Raw genomic sequence first — 24,355 nt, forward strand, 5'->3', positions numbered from 1 at the left:
GCGGGTATTGTCCCAGCCAGCGTACGAGGTAATGCAGTGTTTTATATCAAGCGTGATAACGGCAGCCGGCTTCTGCGGGTCGAGCCGTCGCCCTTCGACGACATGACCGGCGAACTGCCAGATGACGACGGCGAAGTGCGGGCCTGGCTCGCCGCTCAGGACAGCCTTGCCCATTTGCGCCAGAGCGATCTGGAAATGGTGCGGGTACTGGAGGATTTGATCCATGCCCTGATCGATAAGGGCGTACTGCGCATCACCGACCTGCCGGACTCAGCGCAGGCTAAGCTGGCCGGGCGTAGCCGGGCTCGCCATGCGCTGGGCTCGTCGGGCTTATTGGTCGACGATGACGACGCCGGCCTGATCTAACCGGCTATCGGTGCCGTCCCAGGGCATCGGATTACCCAGCAGCCGGCCCTGACCGCCCTCGAAGCCCAACACCCGCAGCGTCATCCATTCCCCTTCAGTCTCGACCTGCTCGGCGATCAGGGGCAGGTCGATGCTGTGTGCAGCGCGTTGCATCGCCTGAATGAACAGGTGTTTGTCCGCCTCGGTATCGACACCCCGCAGGTAGCTTCCGTCGACTTTCAGGTAACCGAGGCCCAGGCGAGCCAGATTGCCGATCATGCTGAAGCGGCCGCCGAAGTGCTGGATGCCCAGGCCGAAGCCCAACTGGCGCAAACGCCGGGCTAGCAGCTCGAGGCTGGTTTGATCCGGCAAGTGCGCTTCGTCAAGTTCGAGCGTCAGCCATTGAGCCACGTCGCCATGCCGTTCCAATAAACCAAAGACCTCTTCCCGCATGGCTGGATCACCGAGCGTAGCGCCGCAGAGGCTCAACGCCATGGGTGACGGATGTGCGTGAAGGGTTTCCAACACCTGATGCACCATCGCCAGGTCGAGGCGGGCCGTCCAACCGAACCGCTCGAGCCATGGCAGAAAGCGCGCGGCGGGTATCACGTCGCCCTGCGGATCGACCAGCCGTGCCAGCACCTTGCGATGGATCACGCGCTGCGGCTCGGTCGCGCTCATTACCGGTTGGAAATACAGCTGCAGGAGGCCGTGTTCAAGCACGCCGTCGAGCAGTCTATACCAATCCTGATGCTGTTCCGCCGCCGGCATCGCAGCGGACGGCTGATGACACGCCCATGCCCGGTTCGCCTGGCTCGCGGCCTGGACCAGGGCCTGATCGAGCGACGCATAGAGCGATGCAGCAGTGCGCTCCTGAGCGAACGGCGTCAGGCCGATATGCGCGACGGGCAGCACGTCGGTTAGGCCGGTCTGCTGCAACGACGCCAGCGCATGTTCGAGCTGCTCGGCGAGGCGCTCGGCCTCGGGCCGATCCAGGCCGACCGCCAGTAAGGCGAATTCGCCGCCGCGCGTCCGCCCGATCAGGTAGCGATCCTCGGTCACTTGCCGCAACTGGCCCGCCACCGAGCGCAGCAGCTCATCCGTGCGTGCGCCTCCAAGCCGCTGGTTGAGACCGGTCAGGTCGTTGATCCTGAGCAGAATCATGTATCCGCTGCCCGCCAGGTCTTCGCCGCTCAAGCGTGCCTGCAGTTGCATGTCGAAGTGGCGCCGGTTGCTGAGGCCAGTCAGGCCGTCATGATAGGCCTCGTTGCGCAAGCGCTCGCTGCGCCGCGCCTCCTCTTCGAACAGGGTCTTGAGCTTCTCGACCATCAGGTTCATTGCCAGCACCACGCGGCGGAGCTCCGGCGTTTCGGGCAGGTGCGCCACGCTCATGAACTCGCGCCGAGTAATGGCCTGGGACTGCGCCACCATGTCATCGAGCGGCCGTAGCTGACGACGCAGCAACAGCGCCCCCAGCAGCGCGCTGATCACGCCACAGAGCACCAGCCAGCCAAACATGCCGAGCGTGCTCTGCCACAGCCGCGAAACCGCGAACATCGGGTGGCTGACCACTTCGACCCGGGCGACCTGCTGCCAACCACGACTGACGATCGCCTCGCCGCCTTCGGGCTTCAGGTTGATCAAGTCAACGAACCACTGCGGTGTGCTGCCAGCGTCCGGCTCCGCCTCGCGCTCGATCATTACCGTATCGTCGGCCAAGGCCACGACGCGGATGGACTGGTAATAGCCGCTATCGAATAGCGAGCTGATCACCAGCTCCACCATTGTCGGGTCATCGATGTTGGCCGTAAGCGACAACCCTAGCGCCGTGGCAGCATCCTGAGCGTGCGAGCGCAGCTGGTTGGCGTATTGGTCGCGCGAGCTTTCCAGGCTGACGATGAAGCTACCGGTGAACGCGGCGAGCAGAAACAGGCAGATCGCTAGTAACAGTTGTTTGAACAGAGACATGTGAAACTCCTACGTTCCGGACCCGGCCGGAAATCCTTCCGCTTGCATCTTTTTCAACAAGTCCTGCCAGCGCGACAGCTTCTTGCTGTCGCTGACCTGCTTGTCGCCGCTGCGCCCGGGCAGCCAGAGCCCCTCGCCATTGAAGGCGTAGACGGGCACCAAGTCATTGCGATGAGTCGCCGGCAGAATGCCGCCGACCAGGTTGTCCAGCACCAACGGCACCGCGCCGGGCTGCTCGTAATAGGTCAGCACCATGTGTGCCTGGTTGAGCCTGATCGCCTTGACGTACGTGATGCGCAGCTTATCGGCCGCAACCCCCAGGCGCCGAAGGGTCACGTACTTGGCGATGGCGAAATCCTCGCAGTCACCGCCGCCGATGCGCAGGGCCTCGACCGGGGTTGCCCAATAGTCGGGTTGGTGCCAGAGGGCGACGTCGTCCTTGAACTGCAACTGGTGATTGAAAAAGCGATTTACCGCGCGCAGCTTTTCGGACTCTGCAGCGGCGTCCTGCTCATCCAGCAAGCGTTGCCAGGCAAGCAGTCGCTCACGCCCGTCGCCCAGCGCACCGTAGCGCTGTTCGGCCAAGCGCAGGATGCGGTCGAAGTCCCAGTCGCTCGCGACCGCCCAGACGAGCGGGCCCAGGCCTAGCGCAGCCAGCAGGGCGATTGCGTAGCGGAGGGGGGCAAGCCGCGTCGGACCAGACATGACGACTACTCTCGGGCGACGGACAGGTGGCAGCGGAAGCTGATGGCTCAGTGCCATTGAGAACGGCGATGTTGGCGGGACAGCTAGCAAAACACAAGCGCCACGCCAGGCCATGCGACGGCTGGCGGGCGCCAGGTGCTGATTGCCACGCCGGCGCCCGAAGCGCGGCGACCGCAGTTATACTTGCGCGCTTTTCTGGCCGGCCGGCCGTCATTCCGCCCGCAGGACATCACATGGATAGCATCAATTCCCGCCTTGCCGCCGAACTCGGTGTGCGCCCGCAACAAGTCGCCGCCACTGTGGCGCTGCTCGACGAGGGCTCGACCGTGCCCTTCATCGCGCGCTACCGAAAGGAAGTCACCGGAAGCCTCGATGACACCCAGCTGCGCAACCTTGAAGAACGCCTGCGCTACCTGCGCGAGCTGGACGAGCGTCGGGCCTCGATCCTTGCCAGCATCGAAGAACAGGGCAAGCTGACCCCCGAGCTCAAGCGCGAAATTGACCTCGCGGACACCAAGACTCGCCTCGAAGACCTTTATCTGCCTTATAAGCAGAAGCGCCGTACCAAGGGCCAGATCGCCCTGGAGGCCGGCCTCGGCGAGCTGGCCGATGCGTTGTTCGGTAACCCGGACCTGACGCCAGAGCAGGAAGCCGAGCGCTTCATCGACGCCGAAAAGGGCTTCGCCGATGTGAAAGCCGTGCTCGAAGGCGCCAAGTACATCCTCATGGAGCGCTTCGCCGAGGACGCCGACCTGCTCGCCGGGCTGCGGGATTTCCTCAAGCACAACGCAACGCTCAGTGCTCGCGTGGTACCGGGCAAGGAAACCGAGGGTGCCAAGTTCAGCGACTATTTCGAGCATGACGAAGTGCTGAAGAACGCCCCGTCGCACCGAGCGCTGGCGATCTTCCGCGGGCGCAACGAAGGTGTGCTCAGCGTCAGCCTGAAGGTTGGCGACGAAGCGCCCGGCACCATGCACCCCGGCGAAGCGATGATCGGCGAGCGTTTCGGCATCGCTAATCGCGGTCGGGCCGCCGACAAGTGGCTGGCCGAGGTGGTGCGCTGGACTTGGAAGGTCAAGCTTTATACCCACCTGGAAACCGACCTGCTCGGCGAGCTGCGCGACCGCGCCGAGGACGAGGCGATCGGCGTGTTCGCCCGCAACATGCACGACCTGCTGTTGGCCGCGCCGGCCGGTCCGCGCGCCACCCTGGGCCTCGACCCGGGCCTGCGTACCGGCTGCAAGGTGGCGGTGGTCGACGCCACTGGCAAGCTGCTGGATACCGCCACCGTCTATCCGCACGCCCCACGCAACGATTGGGACGGCACCCTGGCCGTTCTCGCCAAGCTGTGCGCCAAGCACGGCGTCGACCTGATCGCCATCGGCAACGGCACCGCCAGCCGTGAAACCGACAAGCTGGCCGCCGACCTGATCAAGAAAGTGCCGGGCCTCAAGCTGACCAAGGTGATGGTGTCCGAGGCCGGCGCTTCGGTGTATTCAGCGTCCGAGCTCGCGGCCAAGGAATTCCCGGATCTGGATGTCTCGATCCGCGGCGCGGTGTCGATCGCCCGTCGCCTGCAGGACCCGCTCGCCGAGCTGGTGAAGATCGAGCCCAAGGCCATCGGCGTCGGTCAATATCAGCACGACGTTTCCCAGCTCAAACTGGCGCGCTCACTCGATGCCGTGGTGGAAGACTGCGTGAACGCCGTCGGTGTCGACGTCAACACCGCCTCCGTGGCGCTCCTGGCGCGCATTTCCGGCCTGAACACTACGCTGGCGCAGAACATCGTTGCCTATCGCGACGCCAATGGTGCCTTCAAAGCGCGCAGCGAACTGAAGAAGGTCCCTCGCCTGGGCGACAAGACCTTCGAGCAAGCCGCCGGCTTCCTTCGCGTAATGAACGGCGACAACCCGCTCGACGCCTCGGCGGTGCACCCCGAGACCTATCCGCTGGTCAAGCGCATCGCCCAGGACACCGGCCGCGATATCCGCTCGCTGATCGGCGACTCCGCTTTTCTCAAGCGCCTAGACCCCAAGCAGTTCACCGATGAGACCTTCGGCCTGCCGACCGTCACCGACATCCTCAAGGAGCTCGACAAGCCCGGCCGCGACCCACGCCCAGAGTTCAAGACCGCCGAATTTCAGGAGGGCGTGGAGAAGCTCAGCGACCTCAAACCCGGCATGGTGCTCGAGGGCGTGGTGACCAACGTGACCAACTTCGGCGCTTTCGTCGACGTCGGCGTGCATCAGGACGGCTTGGTACATATCAGCGCCCTGTCGGAGAAGTTCGTCAAAGACCCGTACGAAGTGGTCAAAGCCGGTGACATCGTCCGGGTCAAGGTCATGGAGGTGGACATACCGCGCAACCGCGTCGGGCTGTCGATGCGCATGAGCGACACCCCCGGCGAGAAGACCGAAGCGGTGCGCGGCGGCAGCGGGCGTGGCGGCCAATCGCGGCAGGCCAAACCGGAGCCGAAGCCGGCCCCGGCCAATAACGCCATGGCAGCGCTATTCGCCAATGCGAAGAACCTGAGGAAATAACGGTGCGCGAAGTCGAAGCAGTGGGAAGCAGCAGCGCCTTCGGGCGTCTGCTGGGCCTGGAGATTCTCGAAGTGGCCAACGGCGAGGCGATACTCCGCCTGGTCATGCACGACGGCCTGCGCAATCTGCACGGCAAGCTGCATGGCGGCGCGCTGTTTTCACTGATCGACACTGCCATGGGCCAGGCCAGCCACAGCCTGGGTGATGGCTCGCCAAACAGCGTGACCCTCGAATGCAAGGTCAACTACATCCGCCCGGTCACCGAAGGCGAGTTGCGTTGTCGCGCCTGGGTGGTGCATGGCGGCCGCCGCACCCAGGTCCTGGAAGCCGAGGTTCATCAGGGCGAAAAGCTTGTGGCCAAGGCGCAAGCCACTTTCGCCTGCCTGTAGCCGCACGACAGGCAAGCTGCCCCGCGGCGCCGTCCTGGTGCGCGAGGCTTGAAGCTTGCGGGCCGCCGCCCCATATTGTGCCGACCGTTGCGTGAAGGAATTCCAATTGAGCGATCTTCTCTCCCACCGCCTGGCGTTGCTGGCCGAGCACTCCAACCTGTCGCTGCTCTCGCAATGCCTGCATGGGATCGAGCGTGAATGCCTGCGCATCGGGCCTGACGGCCAGCTCGCCCTGACCCCGCACCCACGCGCGCTGGGCTCGGCACTGACTCACCCGAAGATCACCACCGACTACTCCGAAGCGCTGCTGGAATTTATCACCGGCACCGCGACCGACCCGGCCGAGACCCTCGACGAGCTCGGCGCCATCCACCGCTATACCTATGCCAAGCTCGGCGACGAGCTGCTATGGAGCCCTTCGATGCCCGGCCCGCTGCCGGACGAGGCGCAGATTCCGATTGCCGAGTACGGCAGCTCCAACATCGGTCGCCTCAAGTACGTCTACCGGCAGGGCCTGGCACTGCGTTACGGCAAGACCATGCAGTGCATCGCCGGCATTCATTACAACTTTTCGTTGCCCGAGGCCCTGTGGGCCTTGCTACGCGCAGACGACGGCGACACGCGTTCGGCGCAGGATTACCAGTCGTGGCGCTATATCGCGCTGATCCGCAACTTCCGCCGCTACAGCTGGCTGCTGATGTACCTGTTCGGGGCCTCGCCGGCGCTGGATGCCAGTTTCATGCGCGGCCGCCCGCACCAGCTCGAGCGGCTCGATGACGACACGCTCTACCTGCCCTACGCAACCAGCCTGCGCATGAGCGACCTCGGTTACCAGAGTAATGCCCAGGCCGGGCTCACGCCTTGTTACGACGACCTGCCCAGCTACACCAGCAGCCTGCACCGCGCCGTCTCGACGCCCTACCCGGACTATGCCGCTTGGGGCACCCGCGACGCCGACGGCAACTGGCAACAGCTCAACACCAACGTGCTGCAGATCGAAAACGAGTACTACTCGAATATCCGCCCCAAGCGCGTCACCGGCACGGGCGAGCGGCCGTTGCATGCACTGCGTGCCCGCGGCATCCAGTACATCGAAGTGCGCTGCCTGGACATCAACCCCTTCCTGCCGCTGGGCATCGATGTCACCGAAGCCCGCTTCCTCGATGCCTTCCTGCTTTACTGCGCCCTGCAGGACAGCCCCTGCCTGGTGGACGGTGAATGCAGCGCCAGCAGCGACAATTTCCTGAACGTGGTCAAGCAGGGCCGCAAGCCCGGCTTGCAGCTACGCCGCTGCGGCGAGACCGTCGGCCTGCAGGCCTGGGCCGACGAGTTGCTGGACGACATCGGCCAGATCGCCGCGCTGCTCGACCGCAGTCAGGGCAGCAATGCTCACGCCCAGGCCCTGGACGAACAGCGCGCGAAAGTCGCAGACAGCCGCCTGACGCCATCGGCCCAAGTGCTCGACGCGTTGCACCAGAGCGGTGAAAGCTTCAGCCAGTTCGCGTTGCGCCAGACCCGCCTGCATGCCGAACACCTGCGCAGCCAACCGCTGCCCGCTGCGCAGCTGGCCGCCTTCGAACAGGCGTCCCGCGAATCGCTCGATCAGCAGGCCGAGATGGAAGCGGCCGACACGCTGGATTTCGATGCGTTCGTCGAAGAGTATCAGCGGAGTTTGACGCAGCTGTAACGGCGACAGTTAGCCTGACGCCCAGAGCAGTCAGGCAGCTTTTCAAATCAACGGTTGCCGGTGCAACCGCCTCCCGTTGAGCGCTAGCCCCAGCGCGGCGCGGTCTGTCGGTGCTACAGCTTCTTCTCAAAAATCTGCGAGTTGCGTTGGTAGTTGTAGAGCGACGCACGAGCGGCGGGGAGACGTTCGACGCCGCTGGGTTCGAAGCCGCGCTCGCGGAACCAGTGGGCCGTACGGGTGGTGAGTACGAAGAGCGTCTTGAGTCCCAATTGGCGGGCACGTGCCTCGATGCGCTCGAGCAGCTCGTCACCCCGGCCGCCGTGGCGGTATTCGGGGTTGACTGCCAAGCAGGCCAGCTCCCCGGAATCGGAATCGGCGATTGGATAGAGCGCCGCGCAGGCGATGATCAGGCCGTCACGCTCGACGATGCTGAATTGCTCCACCTCCCGCTCGAGCACCTCCCGCGATCGGCGCACCAGGATGCCCTGCTCTTCCAGTGGGGTGATCAGGTCGATCAGCCCGCCCACGTCTTCGATGGTCGCCTCGCGCAGCCGCTCGAACTGCTCCTGGGTCACCAGCGTGCCGTCGCCACCGTCGCGGGTGAACAGTTCGCTGAGCAGGGAGCCGTCTTCGGCAAAGCTGATCACATGGCTGCGCCGCACGCCGCCTTTGCAGGCCTGCGCCGCGGCATCGAGCAATTCGGCCTGGTAGGTGCCGACCAGGCGCTGGAGGTAGGCCGGGATCTGGGGCGGCGTCAGCTCGCGCACCAGCCGACCGGTCTCGTCACGCAGGCCGCGCTCGGACCCATAGAGCACTAGCTTGTCCGCCTGCAGGTCGATGGCGGCCCGAGTCGCGATGTCCTCGCAGGCAATATTGAAGATCTCACCGGTCGGCGAATACCCTAGCGGCGAAAGCAGCACGATGGTGCGCTCGTCCAGCAAGCGGCCGATGCCTTTGCGATCCACCCGACGAACTTCGCCCGTATGGTGATAATCGACGCCATCGAGCACGCCGATGGGGCGCGCGGTGATGAAATTGCCGCTGGCCACGCGCAGGCGCGCACCCTGCATGGGCGAGGCGGCCATGTCCATGGACAGCCGCGCTTCGAGGGCGATGCGCATCTGCCCGACGGCATCGATCACACATTCGAGCGTCGCCGAGTCGGTGACGCGCAAATCGCGGTGGAAGCGCGGTTGAATGCCGCGTGCGGCCAGCCGTGCCTCGATCTGCGGGCGCGAGCCAAACGCCAACACGAGGCGCACCCCGAGACTGTGCAGCAGCACCAGGTCGTGGACGATATTGGCGAAATTGGAGTGTTCCAGTCCGTCGCCCGGCAACATGACCACAAAGGTACGGTCGCGGTGGGCATTGATATAGGGGGAGGAGTCGCGAAGCCAGGTGACGTAGTCGTGCATTGCAGAGCCTTGGAGTGGGTGACCGGGACGGGCGTTGGGCGGTGCAGGAGCAGGTCAACCAGGCGGCCGCCTGCTCCTATCCTCGGCTCGCCGGGTGCAGGCAGTAGTGTTCGATCATTCCGCGCAGCAGGTTCACGGTAGGTTCGATCCGATCCAGGTCCAAGTGTTCGTCAGGCTGGTGGGCACAAGCGATATCGCCCGGGCCGAGCACCAGCGTCTCGCAGCCAAGCTGCTGAAGATAAGGTGCTTCGGTGGCAAAGGCCACTGCCTCGGCGGCATGCCCGGTCAGGCGTTCGGCGAGCAGAACCAGCTCCGCTGTGGCCGGCTGGTCGAACGGCGGGACGCAGGGAAACAGCGGTGCCAGATCGATCTGAACGTGATGCTTCTCGGCAACGGGGCGCAGGCGCCCAGCGATCGCCTCGCGCAGCTGGTCCGGGTCCATCCCGGGCAGCGGGCGCAGGTCATACTCCAGGGAGCATTGACCACAGATACGGTTAGGGTTGTCGCCGCCGTGGATGCAGCCCAGATTGAGCGTCGGTGTCGGGACGTCGAACAACGGATTATCGTACCGGCCCTGCCATTCGCGGCGCAGGCCGATCAGCTCGCCGATCACGTCGTGCATCGCCTCCAGCGCGCTGTGGCCATAGGCGGGATTGGAGGAATGCCCGCTCTGCCCGTGGATCTCGATGCCTTCCATCATGATGCCCTTGTGCAGGCGCACCGGCCGTAGCCCGGTCGGCTCGCCAATCACCGCGGCGCGCCCGAGCGGCCGCCCGGCATCGGCCAACGCACGGGCACCTGACATGGAGCTCTCCTCATCGCAGGTGGCCAGGATCAGCAACGGCTGGCGGAACGGCTGGTCAAGCAGCGGCAGCACCGCCTCGATGATCAGCGCGAAGAAGCCCTTCATGTCGCAACTGCCCAGGCCGTACCAGCGGCCGTCGGCCTCACGAAGGCGCAACGGCTCGGCAGTCCATAGCTCGGCATCGTAGGGCACGGTGTCGCTGTGCCCGGCCAACACCAGGCCACCGGGCCCGCTGCCGTAACTGGCGAGCAGGTTGAACTTGCCCGGGGTGATTTCCTGGATTTCACAGGTAAAACCAAGGTCACCCAGCCAGCTTGCCAATAGGTCGATGACGGGGCGGTTGGTCTGGTCCCAATGGGCCTGCGTGCAGCTCACTGACGGTGCGGCGATCAGCGCGGCGAACTGGTCTTTGAGCGAAGGGATGGGCACCGGCAACCTCCTGGCATCGGGAAATTGGAGGCGCCCAGTGAAACATGAAATGCGCCGCCGCAGCGCCCCGGATGGGAAAAACTGCGGCGGCTATCGACCAGGAGCCAGGCGGCTGGTCGTCAAACGAAGATCGTCTTGAGAATGGTGAAGAAAACGATGGCAAGAAACGCACCGGCTGGCAGGGTGATCAGCCAGGACATGAAGATCGAGCCAACCACGCCGAGATTGAGCGCGCCGATGCCACGCGCGATGCCGATCCCGAGGACCGCGCCAACCAGCGTGTGGGTCGTCGAGACGGGCAGCCCGATCGCCGACGCGCCTACCACCGTGGTCGCGGTCGCCAGCTCGGCAGCGAAGCCGCGGCTGGGCGTCAGCTCGGTGATTTCCTTGCCGATGGTGGCGATCACCTTGTAGCCATAGGTCGCCAAGCCGATCACGATGCCCACCGCACCGAGCAACAGCACCCAGCCCGGGACCGCCGACTTGGCCGCGATCTCCGCCGCGCCACCCGATTCGATCACGCCGACCACGGCGGCCAGTGGCCCCACCGCGTTGGCTACATCGTTGGCGCCGTGGGCGAAGGCCATGGAGCAGGCGGTGAAGATCATGAGGACTGCGAAAACCTTTTCCACGCTGGCGAAGTGGAACGTCCTGTCAGCCTCTTCATCGACCTTGATGCGGGACAGCAAGGCGACGCCAACCAGCGCCACCAGTACGCCAATGGCGAAGGCGAGAAGGATCCCCTGGCTGCTGCTGAGCGTCAGGCCGACATGCTTGAGGCCCTTCGTAACGGTCATCAACGCGACCATGAAGCCAGTCAGGAACATGTACAGCGGCACGAAACGCTTGGCGTTGAGGAACGGCTCGTCGGTATTGATGATGAGTTTCTGGACGCTCATGAACAGGCCGAACGCGACGATGCCCGAGAGCATCGGCGTGACCACCCAACTGGCGACGATCGGGCCGATCGCTTCCCAATGCACGGCGTCGAGCGACACACCCACCGCCGCGAAACCGATGACCGCGCCGATGATCGAGTGAGTGGTCGAGACTGGCCAGCCCTTCATGGTCGCGATCAGCAGCCAGGTTCCCGCCGCCAGCAGGGCCGACATCATGCCCAGCACCATCAGATCAGGCGAAATGACCTCCGCATCGACGATGCCGTTCTTGATGGTCTCGGTGACTTCACCGCCGGCGAGGTACGCGCCACAGAATTCGAAAATCATGGCCACGATGATGGCCTGCTTGATCGTCAGCGCCCGCGAGCCGACCGAGGTGCCCATGGCGTTGGCAACGTCATTTGCGCCCACGCCCCAAGCCATGAAGAAACCGAACGCGCAGGCGAGTATCAGGAGTACGAGGCCGTAATCCGAGATGAAAGACATAGAAAATTACCTGTTGAACCCAGAAAGGACGCTGGCGCCTCAGCGCGCCAGCAATTGTTCCAGACGGTTGCCGACGCGCTCGGCGCGGTCGGCCACGTCACCGATCCATTCGATGATCTTGTAGAGGAACATCACGTCTACGGGAGGCAATTCCTTTTCCAGCCTGAACAGCGCGCGACGCACCGTAATCTGCATGCGATCGGTTTCGCGCTCGATTTCCTCGAGCTCCTCGACCATCTTCTCCACGAGTGTGGCCTCACGCCCGGCGAAGCCGGTCTCGAGTAGCGAATCGAGTTCCTTGAGTGCCTTGAGCGCCTGGCAGCTGGCGTCGACGCTACGCTGTACGAAGGCCATCATCTCCGGCTGCAGCGCCGGCGGGATCGTCATGCAGCGGCCCAGCATCAGGCCGGCAATGTCCTTGGCACGGTTGGCAATTTTGTCCTGTACACTCAGCAGCTCCAGCAGGTCCGAGCGCGGTACCGGCAGGAACAGGCTCTTGGGGAGATGCTGGCGAACGCTCTTCTTGAGCTTGTCGGCCTCGTTTTCCAGTCGGGCCATCTCTTTCTGGATCTGCTCGACCCGTTCCCAGTCTTCTGCCGTGATCGCCTGGAACAGCGGCACCAGGTTGGCGGCGCATTCGTGCGACTTGGCCATATGCTGTTGCATCGGACCGATGGGCGACCGCCCGAACAGGCTGACGAAAGGATTGATTGGCATAGGGAACACCCCGGCTTCAGAAGGCGGCAAGTATACGGATGACCTCAAAGGGCCGCTACCAAGTGACGTAGGTCACACTCAAACATAGGCATCATCTGGGCACCATGCAGAAAGAAACCGAAATCAAACTGCGCGCCAGTCGCGAAACCCTGGCGGCCCTGCGCGAGCATCCGCTGCTCAAGAAGCGCAACAAGAGCGGCTGGCAGCGTCACGAACTCTTCAACCAGTACTTCGACACCCCCACGCGCGACCTGGCTGGGGCGAAGGTCGCGTTGCGCCTGAGGCGCGACGGCGAGCAGTTCATCCAGACGCTCAAGAGCCGGGGCCAGAGTGTGGCCGGGCTGTCCGAACGCAACGAGTGGGACTGGTACCTGGACAAAGCCAAGCTGGACCTCAAAAAGTTGGCCGATGATTGCTGGCCGGCGAGCCTGGCCGACCTGGACAAGAAAACGCTCAAGCCCATCTTCACCACCGATTTCGTCCGGGAAAAGGCCGAGATCGCCTGGGGGCGCGGAAAGTCTAAGGTGGTCATAGAAGCGGCCCTCGACCTCGGCCAAGTCATCGCGGGCAAACAGAGCGAGGAAATCTGCGAACTAGAGCTGGAGCTGCGCCAGGGCGAACCCGAAGCGTTGCTGGAGCTGGCCGCCGAGCTGGCCATCGACTTACCGCTGATGCCCTGCGACATCAGCAAGGCCGAACGCGGCTACCGCCTGCACGATCCGGACAGCTACTCGTTGAGCCTGCCGACGCCACAGGTCGAACCCGGTACCACCCTGGACGACGCCTTCGCCGCACTCGCTTGGTACTTGCTCGGCAACAGCCAGCGGCTCGCCGAGCAATATCGCTACAACGGTCACTGGAAGCTGCTCGGCGAATGGCTGCAGCACTTGGTCGAGCTGCGCGCCCTACTCGGCAGCCTCGGGCAGGCCGCCCCGCGTGCCAGCAGCCGCGAACTGCGCGAGCAACTCGACGCGTTGATTCAGGACTGGCGCCCGCGCATCGAGGCCGGACAAGACGACGAGCAGGTCCGCCAGGCCGCACCTGAAGCCTTCGCTACCGAGCTCGAGCAACCACGCTGGGGCCGCTTCTCACTGCACACATCGCTGTGGCTCCTGCAACGCGGATGGACCACCCACCGCAACAGCCGTGGCGAGCGCCAGGGCACCGCCGAACTGGGCAACTGGCTGCCGCGCCTGTTGGCAGACGAAGCTCAGGCGCTTCAACTCCCGCGCTATGAGCGGCAGCCCGAGGACCTGGCCGAGCAGCGCCCACGCATGGAACGCATGCTGGTCTGGCTGCATCTGGCCCGAGCCACGTTGGACTTGCCGGAAACCGATCGGATGTATGGCGAGCTGGCCAAGCTCTACGCCTTGGCGTGCCAGCCTCTGACCGACGAATGCCTGGGTACACGCACCGAGCAGGCCCATACTGTGTGGGCGCTCAAGCCATGGAAGCTGCTGACAAAGTAGGCTTGCCACACTGAAGCTGCATCGGTCATGCCCCTCGCTGGCCGATCGTGCTCACAGGAATGGCTGCGCTCGGGCCTGCCGCGGCGTTCGTCCAGTTTGTCCGCCTCCAGCGCTTTTGTCGGTTTTCCAGGGAGTCCCCATGTCCGCCTTCGCTCCGTCCGTTACTGACCGCCTGCTCGACTTGAACGATCTGCTGCGCGATCTGGTCGCCCAGGGGCGGTTGTATCAGGAGACGGCCGAGCAGTGCATGACCCTGCGCCGCAGCGCCACGCAAAACCAGCAGCACCCGCTGGAGTTCATCGCCGCGCAGCAGATCGAGGATCTGTCCAGGCCAGGCAAGACGCTCGACCTTGAAACCCTCACCGTCTGGCTGGCCGAGCAGGCCGGCCAACCCTATCTGCGCATCGATCCGCTGAAGATCAACGTCGCCGCCATTACCCCGCTGATGTCCTACGCCTTTGCGCAGCGACACAAGATTCTCGCGGTCGCGGTGGACAGCAGCGCGGTGACTATCGCCAGCAGCCAGCCGTACGTGCACAGCTGGGAAGCCAACCTCACCCACGTGCTCAAGCGGCCGATCAAACGGGTCGTGGCCAACCCGGCCGACCTACAGCGCTTTACCGTCGAGTTTTACCGGCTGGCCAAATCGGTCAGCGGCGCCACCGCCAGTGACCAGAAAATCAGCGGTACCGGCAATTTCGAGCAATTGCTCAACCTCGGCGCCAGCGACCAGGAGCCGGACGCCAACGACGCCCATGTGGTGAACATCGTCGACTGGCTGTTCCAGTACGCCTTCGACCAGCGCGCCAGCGACATCCATATCGAGCCCCGGCGCGAGCAGGGCACGGTGCGCTTTCGCATCGACGGCGTACTGCACAACGTCTACCAGTTCCCGCCGCAGGTGGCGATGGCCGTGGTCAGCCGCCTGAAATCATTAGGAAGGATGAACGTCGCCGAAAAGCGCAAGCCGCAGGACGGACGCGTCAAAACCAAGACCCCGGACGGCGGCGAGGTCGAGTTGCGCCTGTCGACCCTGCCGACAGCCTTCGGCGAAAAGATGGTGATGCGGATCTTCGACCCGGACGTGCTGCTCAAGGGCTTCGATCAGCTGGGCTTTTCCGCGGAGGATTTACGCCGCTGGCAGAGCATGACGGGCCAGCCCAACGGCATCATCCTGGTTACCGGGCCGACCGGCTCGGGCAAGACCACCACGCTGTACACCACACTCAAGCAACTGGCGACGCCCGAGGTGAACGTCTGCACCATCGAGGACCCGATCGAAATGATCGAGGGCGCCTTTAACCAGATGCAGGTGCAGCACAACATTGACCTGACCTTCGCCAGCGGTGTGCGCGCCCTGATGCGCCAGGACCCGGACATCATCATGGTCGGCGAGATCCGCGATCTCGAAACCGCCGAGATGGCCATCCAGGCGGCGCTGACCGGGCACCTGGTGCTCTCGACCCTGCACACCAACGACGCGCCGTCGGCCATCACCCGCCTGCTCGAACTGGGCGTGCCGCACTACCTGTTGCGGGCCACGCTGCTTGGCGTGATGGCCCAGCGCCTGGTGCGTAAGCTGTGCCCGCATTGCAAGGCGCCCGTCCAACTCGACGCCGACGACTGGCAGGCCCTGACCAAACCCTGGAACGCGCCGCTGCCGAGCAACGCACACCGGGCGGTCGGCTGCATCGAATGCCGCGATACCGGCTATCGTGGCCGCGCGGGTGTTTACGAGATCATGCTGCTTAACGATGCGATCAAGCCGCTGATCACCGCCGACACCGACCTCATCACCTTGCGCCGCCAGGCCTTCAAGGATGGCATGCACAGCCTGCGGCTATCCGGCGCGCAAAAGATCGCGGCTGGGCTGACGACAGTCGAGGAAGTCCTGCGGGTCACACCGCAGAGCGAGCAGAAGTAGCGGGAGGCCGTTCAGCGCGAACAGGCCCGGCGATAAATGTCGTGGCGGGCGAGTTGGTTTGCACCCAGCCGGACCAAGACTCCGACCATTGTCTCGGCGTGTAGACGACTCGCCCTTGTTCAGCGAGCAATCTCCGGCGCCTTGACCGACCGCGATCAACCTTCCCTTGCCGCCAGGATGCCCGCCACCCGCGCCGGCTTGCAGTTCAGGTAGGCCGAGGACTGCAGCCATTGCCGGTCCGGATACCAGGAAAACATGAACTGGCCACCCTTCAGGCTATCGACCACCATGCGCGCCACTTCCGGGCGGACGGCCGGGCAACCCTGGCTGCGGCCGATGCGGCCCTGGGTCGCGATCCAGGCGGGATTCACATAAGCGGCCGGATGGATGACGATGGCACGCTCGCGTGCACGGTCATTCACACCGGGCTCGAGACCATCCATGCGCAACGAATAACCATGCTTGCCACTGTAGCTCTCGGCGGTGCGAAACAGGCCGAGGCTGGATTGATGACTGCCGACGACGTTGGAGAAGCGCGTTGCCAGGTTCTCGCCGGATTTCATGCCGTGCGCGACGAAGTCCTTGAGCAACAATCGCGTGCCCTGCAGGTCGAAGATCCAGAGTCGGCGCTGGGATGACGGCAGCGAGAAATCGATCACCGCCAGGCGCTGTGCCGGCGTGGCACCGTTGTTCACCGCGCACTGCATGGCGGCCACGGCATGTGTGAGGACCTGCCGATCGAGGCTCGGCGCCACGCGCGCCAAACGGTCGACCACAGGCTGATAGGAAGGCGGAGCCGCGAGCAGCGGCGCCGACAACAGCATGCCTGCGACCAGGCAGAGGCGTCGGAGCGTGACCATCATGTTCGTCGAGGACCTCATCGGCGGACACGGCCGGCATCGCTTCCGGCCCCACCAACATCCGCTGCCAGACGGGATACGGCAGCGATACAAAGCCAGTTCGGCGCCGCCATGAACGGACGCACGATCTGACAAAACCTGTTTTATTGGCCTGTACGGGCCTGGTATCCCCAGACGCCGCAAGGCTTTGCGCAGCGGAGTCTAGCAGCCGTCGGGACAGCCGGGAGTGAAGCGTTGTACAAAAAACATGCATTTCGTCTGTTCGCAGCTCTGCTGGTCATTCCGATTGCGGCTGCCGCCGCGCCCGGCAGCGAAGCCTCCGAATCGCTTCGCTCGGCGCTGGAGAGCCCGGCTACCCGCTGCCCATCGTTGAATACGACAATAGACCCAGCCGCCCGGCAGCGGCTGGTCGCGCTGTATGAGCCCGCCGACTTTGCCCCCCTGTGGACGCGCTACGAGCGGCTCGACCCGCTTTTCGAACAACTCCAGGCGCTCGCAGATGACGGCCTGGAGCCCTCCGTCTACGGCCCCGACCGCATCCGCAGGGCCATGCAGACTGCCACTGCCGATCCGCTGCATCGCGAATGCGCGGACATCCAGGCCAGCCACGCCTACCTGCTGGCACTCGACCACCTGGCCCATGGCCGGCTCCCGCAGGACCGTTTCGAACCGGTTTGGCGCAGCCCCAACGCAGCGGCGCAACAGCAGGAGCAGGACCGCATGCAGGCGATTGCCCGGGCGGGGCTGGACGACATCGCCGGCGCCTTCGACGCCGCACGTCCGGCCCTGGAGCAGTACCACAATCTGCGCACCGCCTTCGCTCGACTGCGCCAGGCGCCGCAATCCACCTGGCTACCGCTGCCGCCAGGCAAGACGTTGCGCCCAGGCATGCAAGACCCACGGCTGCCCCTGTTGCGCCAGCGGCTGTCGGCGGAGGGCCTGCTGCCCGAGGCGGCCGGCACTGATGCGTCGCCCACCTACGGCGACCTCGATATAGCCGCGATGAAGGCCTTTCAGGCCCGACACGCGCTGCAGGACGATGGCATCGTCGGCACCGACACCCTGGCCGCGCTCAACGCGAGCCAGGCCGACCGCTTGGGGCAGTTGCGCGTTAACCTCGAGCGCATGCGCTGGATGGCCCGTGATATCGAGCCCCGCTCGTTGCTGGTCGACATCGCCGGTGGCCGTGTCATCTATTTCCGTGAGGGCGAACCGCGCTGGGAGGCGCGCACGCAGGTTGGCCGTGAAACCCGACAGACCCCATCGATCAAGTCCAACGTCACGCGCCTGACGCTCAACCCGACTTGGACCATCCCGCCAACCATCCAGCGTGAGGACAAGCTGCCGAAAATCCGTGCCGACATCGCCTACCTGGCCGAGCAGGGCTTGCAGGTAATCGACTACGACGGAAAGGTGCTCGACCCGCGGCAGATCGACTGGGCCAACCCCGGCGACATCATGCTGCGGCAGGCAGCCGGTCCGGACAACCCACTCGGCCGGGTGGTCATCCGCTTCGCCAACCCCTATTCCATCTATTTGCACGACACGCCCAGCCAGGGCCTGTTCAGCCGCAGCCAGCGGGCTTTCAGCTCCGGCTGCGTACGGGTCGAATCGATCATGCAGCTGGTCGACCTGCTGCTCACCGAGGCCGAACGCGAGCGAGTCAGCGCCTTGCTCGAGCGCGGCGATACGTACGAGTTCCGCCTGGCACGACCCACGCCCGTGCTGCTCGGCTACTGGACCGCCGAGGCTGACCGAGCCGGCACCGCGCGCTACCGCCCTGACATCTATCACCGCGACCCTGCCCTGCTGGCAGCCCTGCGCAAAGCGGATCAGGACGCCGTGCTCGATTAACGCAGCCCACACTGACCGAGCGCGCCAGCCGCTCGGCCGAGCGCCACCGGACCGGCGGCTCTGGCAGATTGCCCGTAGACCGATGTCTACTTGCCGGCGGGCTGGGCCCGGGTATCTTGCACATCGACTAGCCTTGCAGGTAGCAATGCGAAAGCCAGCGTATGTCGAGCCCTGGATGCCTTCAGGACTTGCGCCCTTGCCGCCATGGATAGCAGAGCAGAATTTGAACATTGAAAAACACACCCACAGCTGGAACGAAGCAGACCGCCTGGCAGCGCTGGCCCGCTATCGCATTCTCGATACCGGGCCGGAACCCGCCTTCGATGACCTGGCGCTGCTCGCTGCCGAACTCTGTTCCACACCCAGCGCGGCGATCGTCTTCATCGACAAGGAACGCCAGTGGGCCAAGGCATCGGTAAACGTCAGCCAGCATGAACTCGGTCGCAGCGAAGCGCTGTGCGCACGTGCGATCACCCGCCCCGAGCCGCTGGTGGTCGAAAACCTGACCGACCTCCCACAGCTCGACGGCGCGAGTGGCTTCTACGCCGCGGCCGTGTTGCGCACGCCCGAAGGGTTGCCCCTCGGCACCCTCTGCGTGATGGACACCCAGCCACGCCAGCTCTCCGAGCGGCAGCTCGCGCACCTTCAGGCCCTGGCGCGACAGGTCATGGCGCTGCTGGAGCTGCGGCGCAGCCGCGAGCACAACGAGCGCAACCGGCAGATCATCGACAGCGCGGTGGACTATGCCATCCTCGCCACCGATGCCCAGGGGCTGATCACCAGCTGGAACCAGGGCGCGGAAATCATCCTCGGCTGGACCGCCGACGAAGTGCTAGGCAGCACGGCGGCACGTCTGTACACCGACGAAGACATCGCCCGTGGCGTGCCAGAGCAGGAGATGGTCACCGCGGCGCGCGAAGGCTCGGCAATCAACGAGCGCTGGCAGCGGCGCAAGGACGGCAGCCAGTTCTGGGCCAGCGGCGTCTTGATGCGGCTGAAGAACGACGAAGGCCATCATCCGGGGTTCGTCCACATCCTGCGTGACCTTACCGAGCGCCTGCACGAGCAGGCCGCCATACGCCAGGCCGAGGAGCGCTATCGGGCCCTTGTCGGCCTCAGCCCGCAGATCATCTGGCAGTGCGACGCACGCGGCGAACTGATCTTCTGCAACCGATACTGGGTCGAATTCAGCGGCCTGTCGCTGGACGCGTCCGCCGGCATGGGCTGGCTGGAGGCGGTCGCTGACGACCATCGCGACGCCGTGCTCCAGCAATGGCAAGGCGCGCTCAAGAGTCATCAACCCGGCAATTTTGAAGTACCGTTGCTCAATGCGGCCGGCGAGCCACGTTGGTTCCAGGGCAGCGGCGCGCCGGTCTACGACTGCGATGGCCGCCTGCTGCACTGGGTACTGGTCGCCCAAGACGTGCACGAGCGCCGCCGTGCCGAACTCGAGCGGCAGGAGAGCGAGGATTTCACCCGCAGCCTGCTCGACTCGGCCAGCGAAGGCTTCTACTCGATCGACACGCGTGGTCAGGTCACGCTCTGCAACGAAGCGTTTGTCCGGCTGCTCGGCTTTGCCAGCAAGGACGAGGTGCTCGGCCGCCACCTGCACGCCACCATCCATCACAGCCACCCGGACGGCTCGCCCTATGCGGTCGAGGACTGCCCGATCCAGCGCACCGCGATCACCGGCGAGCCGGCCCACGTTGCCTATGAACTCTTCTTCCGTCAGGACGGCAGCAGCCTGCCCGTCGAATATCGTGTTGCCCCGCTATACCGCGACGGCCAGCTGCAAGGCGCGATCTGTACCTTCACTGACATCAGCGAACGCACCCGCGGTGAAGCGCAGCAAGGCTACCTGTTGGAGCTGAGCGACCGGCTGCAGGACACCGACGGGCAGATCGAGCTGGGCGACGTCATGGCCGAGCAACTGGCGCAGCTGCTCGGTGTGCAGCTCATTGCCTTCGGTCAGCTCGACGAGCAGCAGCGCCTGGTCATCGAGCAGACCTGGCGCAGCGCCGGGCGGCCACAAGCCACATCGCCGATCAGTTTTGGCTGCTGCGCCGAGACGCTGAACCTGCGCCTCGGCCAAGGCCTGATCGTGCCGCTCGAGGATTTGCTCGACGAAGCGGACTGCCGCGCCGACTGCGACACCCTGCACCAGCAGCTTGGCTGCCGCAGCCTGCTGCTCGCGCCGCTGCTGGAACAGACGCCAAATTGCCCGGTACTGCTCTTCGCCAGCGTGTCGCCGCGCCATTGGAGCCAGGCCGACATCGCGCTGGTACGCGAGGTTATCGAGCGGATTCGCGCGGCGGCCGACCGTGCGCTCGGCCGCAAGGCGGTCCTCGAAGCCGAACAGCGGGTCAGCCTGGCCAACGAAATCGCCTCGATCGGCGTCTGGGAATACGAGCTGGAAAGCAACCGGCTGCACTGGGATGCCCAGATCAAGGCACTCGCCGGCGTCGCCCCGGACGAGCCAGAGCTCAGCGTCGAAGAATTCTTCGCGCGGGTTCATGCCGATGATCGCCGCGCCCTCATCGACGCCTTCCGCAATGCGCTTGACGGGCTGGCCGGTGGCGAGCTCAACCTCGACTACCGCGTCTACGATGAGGTCACCGAGCAGTTTCGCTGGCTGACCAACCGCGGGCGCCGGGTAATCGATGCCGGCGGCAAAGTCCGCCTGCTCGGCACGGCACGCGAGATCACCGCCGAGCGCAACGCCGCATTGAAGCTGCTGCGCATGAACGCCTTGCTCGAAGAGCAGATCCAGGAGCGCCAGCTGACTGAACAACGTCAGTCCGTACTGATGGAGCTGGGCGACCTGCTTCGCGGGCAGCCCGACAGCATCACGATCGTCACCGCTGCCGTGCGCGCGCTGGGCACCACACTGAACGTCACCCGCGCGGCTTTCCTCACGGTGGATCCGGGCGGCCAGTACGCCACCGTGGAGCGTTACTGGAGCGACGGCGCGCTGGGCGAATACAGCGAGCGCATGTGCTTCGCCGACTACGGCGACTTCGTCTACGACCTGCAGAACGACGAGATGGTCGTCGTCGAAGACGTACTGCACGACACCCGCACCGCCGCGCAGGCCGCCAGCCTGCGCTTGCGCCGCATCCAGAGCCTGGTCTGCGTGCCGCTTCAGGAGCAGGGCCGCTTCAGTGCGGCGCTGATCTTGCTGCAGGATCACCCACGGCAATGGGCCGAGGAGGACATCTCTTTCATTCGCGAGGTCGCTGACCGCGCCTGGACCGCCGATGAGCGCATGCGCGCCGAACGCGCGCTGCGGGCCAGCGAAGAGCAATTCCGTACGCTGGCTGACAACATGAGCCAGTTCGCCTGGATGGCCGACCCGACCGGGCGCATCTACTGGTACAACAAGCGCTGGTACGACTACACCGGCACGACGCTCGAAGCCATGCGGGCGCTGGGCTGGCGTTCGGTGCATCACCCTGACCACCATGTGCGCGTCAGCGCGTCGATGAAGCGCGCCGTCGCGATCGGCTCGATCTGGGAGGACACCTTTCCGCTCCGCGGCAAAGACGGCCAGTACCGCTGGTTCCTCGCACGCGCGCTGCCGATTCGCGATGAGTTCGGCCAGGTGACCCAGTGGTTCGGCACCAATACCGACATTACCGCTCAGGTCGCGGCGGAAGAGGCGCTACGCGAGCTCAACGACAATCTCGAGCGCCGCGTCGCCGAGCGGACCCGCGAGCTCGCCGAGATCAACCACCTCCTGCATGTGGAGATGGGTGAGCGCGAACGTGCCGAGGAAACCTTGCGGCATGCCCAGAAGATGGAAGCCATCGGCCAGCTCACCGGCGGCCTGGCGCACGATTTCAACAACATGCTCACCGGCGTGCTCGGTGCGCTCGACCTGATCCAGCGGCGCGTCGCCAGCGGCCAGACGCAGGAACTCGGCCGCTACCTCGACGCGGCGACCACCTCGGCCAACCGCGCCGCTGCGTTGACTCATCGCCTGCTCGCCTTCGCCCGCCGCCAGTCGCTCGACACCCGGCCGGTGGACGTCAACCAGCTGGTGCAATCTATGGAAGACATGCTGCGCCGCACCATCGGCGAGCACATCCAGTTCGAAACGCTGCTGCAGGCCGAGCCGTGGCTGGCCTATACCGACGCGCACCAACTGGAAAACGCACTGCTCAACCTGGTCATCAACGCTCGCGATGCGATGCCGGGCGGCGGACGTCTGGTGATCCAGACTGGCTGCGTGCAGATCGGCAATCCGCAACCGGACAGCCCGGAGCCAGGCGACTACGTCACCCTCAGCGTCGCCGATACCGGCTGCGGCATGCCGGCCGAGGTGGTCGCCAAGGCCTTCGACCCCTTCTTCACCACCAAGCCCATCGGCCAGGGCACCGGCCTCGGCCTGTCGATGGTCTATGGCTTCGTCAAGCAGACCGGCGGCCATGTACGCATCGACAGCACCGCCGGGCAAGGCACCTTGATCACGCTGTTCCTGCCACGCAACCGTGCGCAGCTGGAACCCGGCGATGAGCCGGCCGAGACATCCGGCTCCGTGCAAGGGGCGCAATCGAACGAAACCGTGCTAGTGGTCGAGGACGAAGCGGCCGTGCGCATGCTGGTCGTGGAGGTGCTGGAAGAGCTGGGCTACCAGGTGCTCGAAGCGATCGACGGCCCTTCGGCGCTGCCCTTCCTGCAGGGCGGCGAGCGCATCGACCTGCTGATCAGCGACTTCGGCCTGCCAGGCATGAACGGCCGCCAGCTGGCCGAGGTTGCCCGCCAGCACCGTCCGGAGCTGCAGGTGCTGTTCATTACAGGCTATGCGCCGAACGCCGAAGTTCGGGGGGAGTTCCTCGCGCCCGGCATGGACATGCTTTCCAAGCCGTTCAGCATCGACATGCTGGCGGCCAAGGTTCGCCAGCTGATCGAGCGCAGCGGATAACCGCGAGAAGGAACTCTGCGGTGACCGTTGCACTCTTCTTGATGAGTCATTCATCGGAGATCACGATCATGCGCAAACAATTCCTGGCGGCTGTCGCGTTGAGTGTCCTGCCCTTCGGCGCGGCGATGGCGGACAACGGCTTCGTCCGGCAGATCCTCTCCTCGGGCGCGACCACCGCCTCGACCTACATGACCTTCCGCGATGACAAGCTGGTCGCCGCAGCGCGTGAAGACGCCAGCAGCTTCGTTGCCAGCGATGGTGAGATCCGCGGCCCATACCTGGAGGCCATGCTGCAGCAGATCCGTAGCGATCAGCCTGACCTGCAGGCCAGCGACATGGAACTGGCGAGCGCCGTACTCGCAGCGCAGCAGTAAGCCAATTGGGGGTGCCTACCGCACCTCCACGCCACCCCGGCGCTCCGGCTAGAACCGTCCCTCAACGAATCTGGAGGCATCATGAAAAAAACTGCATCGGCTGTCTGGCAAGGTGACCTGAAGAGCGGCAAAGGCACCATTAGCACCCAAAGCGGCGTGCTCAAAGACAATCCTTACGGCTTCAACACACGCTTCGAAGGGGCCCCTGGGACCAACCCGGAAGAGCTGATCGGTGCGGCGCATGCGGGCTGCTTCTCGATGGCGTTTTCCATGATGCTCGGACAGGCAGGCCTGACACCTGAGCGCATCGACACCACCGCCGAGGTCACCCTGGACAAGCAGGACGAAGGCTTTGCGATCACCGCCATCGCGCTGACGATGAAGGCCAACGTACCGGGCGCCAGCAATGAGCAATTCCAGGAAATAGCCAACAAGGCGAAGGAAGGTTGTCCGGTGTCTCGGGTGCTCAATGCACAGATCAGCCTGAGCGCAACGCTCGAGGGCTGAGCCATCCGGTAATGAAAACGCCGCCCCGAAGGGCGGCGTTTTTGGATCTACAGCACCG

Annotated in this window: 17 protein-coding genes; 10 read left to right on the top strand and 7 right to left on the bottom strand. The window is 64.8% G+C overall.

What is annotated here, in order from left to right; genetic code table 11:
- Window positions 1-36: 36 nt before the first annotated feature.
- Window positions 37-366: a tryptophan synthase subunit beta gene (locus tag M1D78_RS20190; RefSeq protein ID WP_437421728.1), complete on the top strand. Its 330-nt coding sequence runs from the start codon at window positions 37-39 to the stop codon at window positions 364-366.
- Here M1D78_RS20190 and lapD read toward each other — a convergent pair.
- Window positions 331-2,313, bottom strand: coding sequence for a cyclic di-GMP receptor LapD (gene lapD, locus M1D78_RS20195; protein ID WP_437421729.1), 1,983 nt, complete (start codon window positions 2,311-2,313; stop codon window positions 331-333). The two genes, M1D78_RS20190 and lapD, sit on opposite strands and share 36 nt — an antisense overlap.
- A 9-nt stretch (window positions 2,314-2,322) precedes the next feature.
- The gene (gene lapG / locus M1D78_RS20200) at window positions 2,323-3,018 is read right to left on the bottom strand and encodes a cysteine protease LapG (protein ID WP_437421730.1); all 696 of its coding nucleotides are present in this window, start codon (window positions 3,016-3,018) and stop codon (window positions 2,323-2,325) included.
- Between the two features lie 233 nt (window positions 3,019-3,251).
- Here lapG and M1D78_RS20205 point away from each other — a divergent pair, with 233 nt between their 5' ends.
- The 3 genes from M1D78_RS20205 to gshA all read left to right on the top strand — a co-directional run bounded on the left by M1D78_RS20205 (window position 3,252) and on the right by gshA (window position 7,634).
- A complete protein-coding gene (locus M1D78_RS20205; protein ID WP_437421731.1) occupies window positions 3,252-5,558 on the top strand; it encodes a Tex family protein in 2,307 nt (768 codons plus the stop codon).
- Between the two features lie 2 nt (window positions 5,559-5,560).
- Window positions 5,561-5,947: a PaaI family thioesterase gene (locus tag M1D78_RS20210; protein WP_437421732.1), complete on the top strand. Its 387-nt coding sequence runs from the start codon at window positions 5,561-5,563 to the stop codon at window positions 5,945-5,947.
- A gap of 106 nt (window positions 5,948-6,053) precedes the next feature.
- Complete coding sequence (gshA, locus tag M1D78_RS20215; RefSeq protein WP_437421733.1) at window positions 6,054-7,634, top strand: glutamate--cysteine ligase; 1,581 nt, start codon at window positions 6,054-6,056, stop codon at window positions 7,632-7,634.
- 113 nt (window positions 7,635-7,747) lie between these two features.
- Here the strand turns inward: gshA and argA are convergent, their stop codons facing one another.
- The 4 genes from argA to M1D78_RS20235 form a co-directional block, all read right to left on the bottom strand.
- A complete protein-coding gene (gene argA / locus M1D78_RS20220; RefSeq protein WP_437421734.1) occupies window positions 7,748-9,049 on the bottom strand; it encodes an amino-acid N-acetyltransferase in 1,302 nt (433 codons plus the stop codon).
- A 76-nt stretch (window positions 9,050-9,125) separates the two neighbouring features.
- Complete coding sequence (gene argE, locus M1D78_RS20225) at window positions 9,126-10,283, bottom strand: acetylornithine deacetylase (RefSeq protein ID WP_437421735.1); 1,158 nt, start codon at window positions 10,281-10,283, stop codon at window positions 9,126-9,128.
- A 119-nt stretch (window positions 10,284-10,402) separates the two neighbouring features.
- On the bottom strand, window positions 10,403-11,668 hold the full coding sequence (locus M1D78_RS20230) for an inorganic phosphate transporter (protein ID WP_437421736.1): 1,266 nt from the start codon (window positions 11,666-11,668) through the stop codon (window positions 10,403-10,405).
- 39 nt (window positions 11,669-11,707) lie between these two features.
- Window positions 11,708-12,385, bottom strand: a complete 678-nt coding sequence (locus M1D78_RS20235; RefSeq protein WP_437421737.1) for a TIGR00153 family protein — start codon at window positions 12,383-12,385, stop codon at window positions 11,708-11,710.
- A gap of 104 nt (window positions 12,386-12,489) precedes the next feature.
- Here M1D78_RS20235 and M1D78_RS20240 point away from each other — a divergent pair, with 104 nt between their 5' ends.
- Window positions 12,490-13,854 (top strand): CYTH domain-containing protein, encoded by a 1,365-nt coding sequence (locus M1D78_RS20240; RefSeq protein ID WP_437421738.1) that lies wholly within the window; start codon window positions 12,490-12,492, stop codon window positions 13,852-13,854.
- A gap of 139 nt (window positions 13,855-13,993) precedes the next feature.
- The gene (locus tag M1D78_RS20245) at window positions 13,994-15,778 is read left to right on the top strand and encodes a GspE/PulE family protein (RefSeq protein WP_437421739.1); all 1,785 of its coding nucleotides are present in this window, start codon (window positions 13,994-13,996) and stop codon (window positions 15,776-15,778) included.
- Window positions 15,779-15,933: 155 nt separating this feature from the next.
- Here the strand turns inward: M1D78_RS20245 and M1D78_RS20250 are convergent, their stop codons facing one another.
- The gene (locus tag M1D78_RS20250) at window positions 15,934-16,641 is read right to left on the bottom strand and encodes a murein L,D-transpeptidase catalytic domain family protein (RefSeq protein ID WP_437421740.1); all 708 of its coding nucleotides are present in this window, start codon (window positions 16,639-16,641) and stop codon (window positions 15,934-15,936) included.
- Between the two features lie 231 nt (window positions 16,642-16,872).
- Here M1D78_RS20250 and M1D78_RS20255 point away from each other — a divergent pair, with 231 nt between their 5' ends.
- The 4 genes from M1D78_RS20255 to M1D78_RS20270 all read left to right on the top strand — a co-directional run bounded on the left by M1D78_RS20255 (window position 16,873) and on the right by M1D78_RS20270 (window position 24,297).
- Window positions 16,873-18,492: a L,D-transpeptidase family protein gene (locus M1D78_RS20255; protein WP_437421741.1), complete on the top strand. Its 1,620-nt coding sequence runs from the start codon at window positions 16,873-16,875 to the stop codon at window positions 18,490-18,492.
- A gap of 175 nt (window positions 18,493-18,667) precedes the next feature.
- Window positions 18,668-23,416 (top strand): PAS domain S-box protein, encoded by a 4,749-nt coding sequence (locus M1D78_RS20260; RefSeq protein ID WP_437421742.1) that lies wholly within the window; start codon window positions 18,668-18,670, stop codon window positions 23,414-23,416.
- A 68-nt stretch (window positions 23,417-23,484) separates the two neighbouring features.
- Window positions 23,485-23,790 carry a DUF2388 domain-containing protein gene (locus M1D78_RS20265; protein WP_437421743.1) on the top strand — a complete coding sequence of 102 codons (306 nt, stop codon included), beginning with the start codon at window positions 23,485-23,487 and terminating at the stop codon, window positions 23,788-23,790.
- A gap of 81 nt (window positions 23,791-23,871) precedes the next feature.
- Complete coding sequence (locus tag M1D78_RS20270) at window positions 23,872-24,297, top strand: OsmC family protein (RefSeq protein WP_437421744.1); 426 nt, start codon at window positions 23,872-23,874, stop codon at window positions 24,295-24,297.
- Window positions 24,298-24,355: the final 58 nt, after the last annotated feature.

The organism is Pseudomonas sp. SA195, from assembly GCF_054131565.1.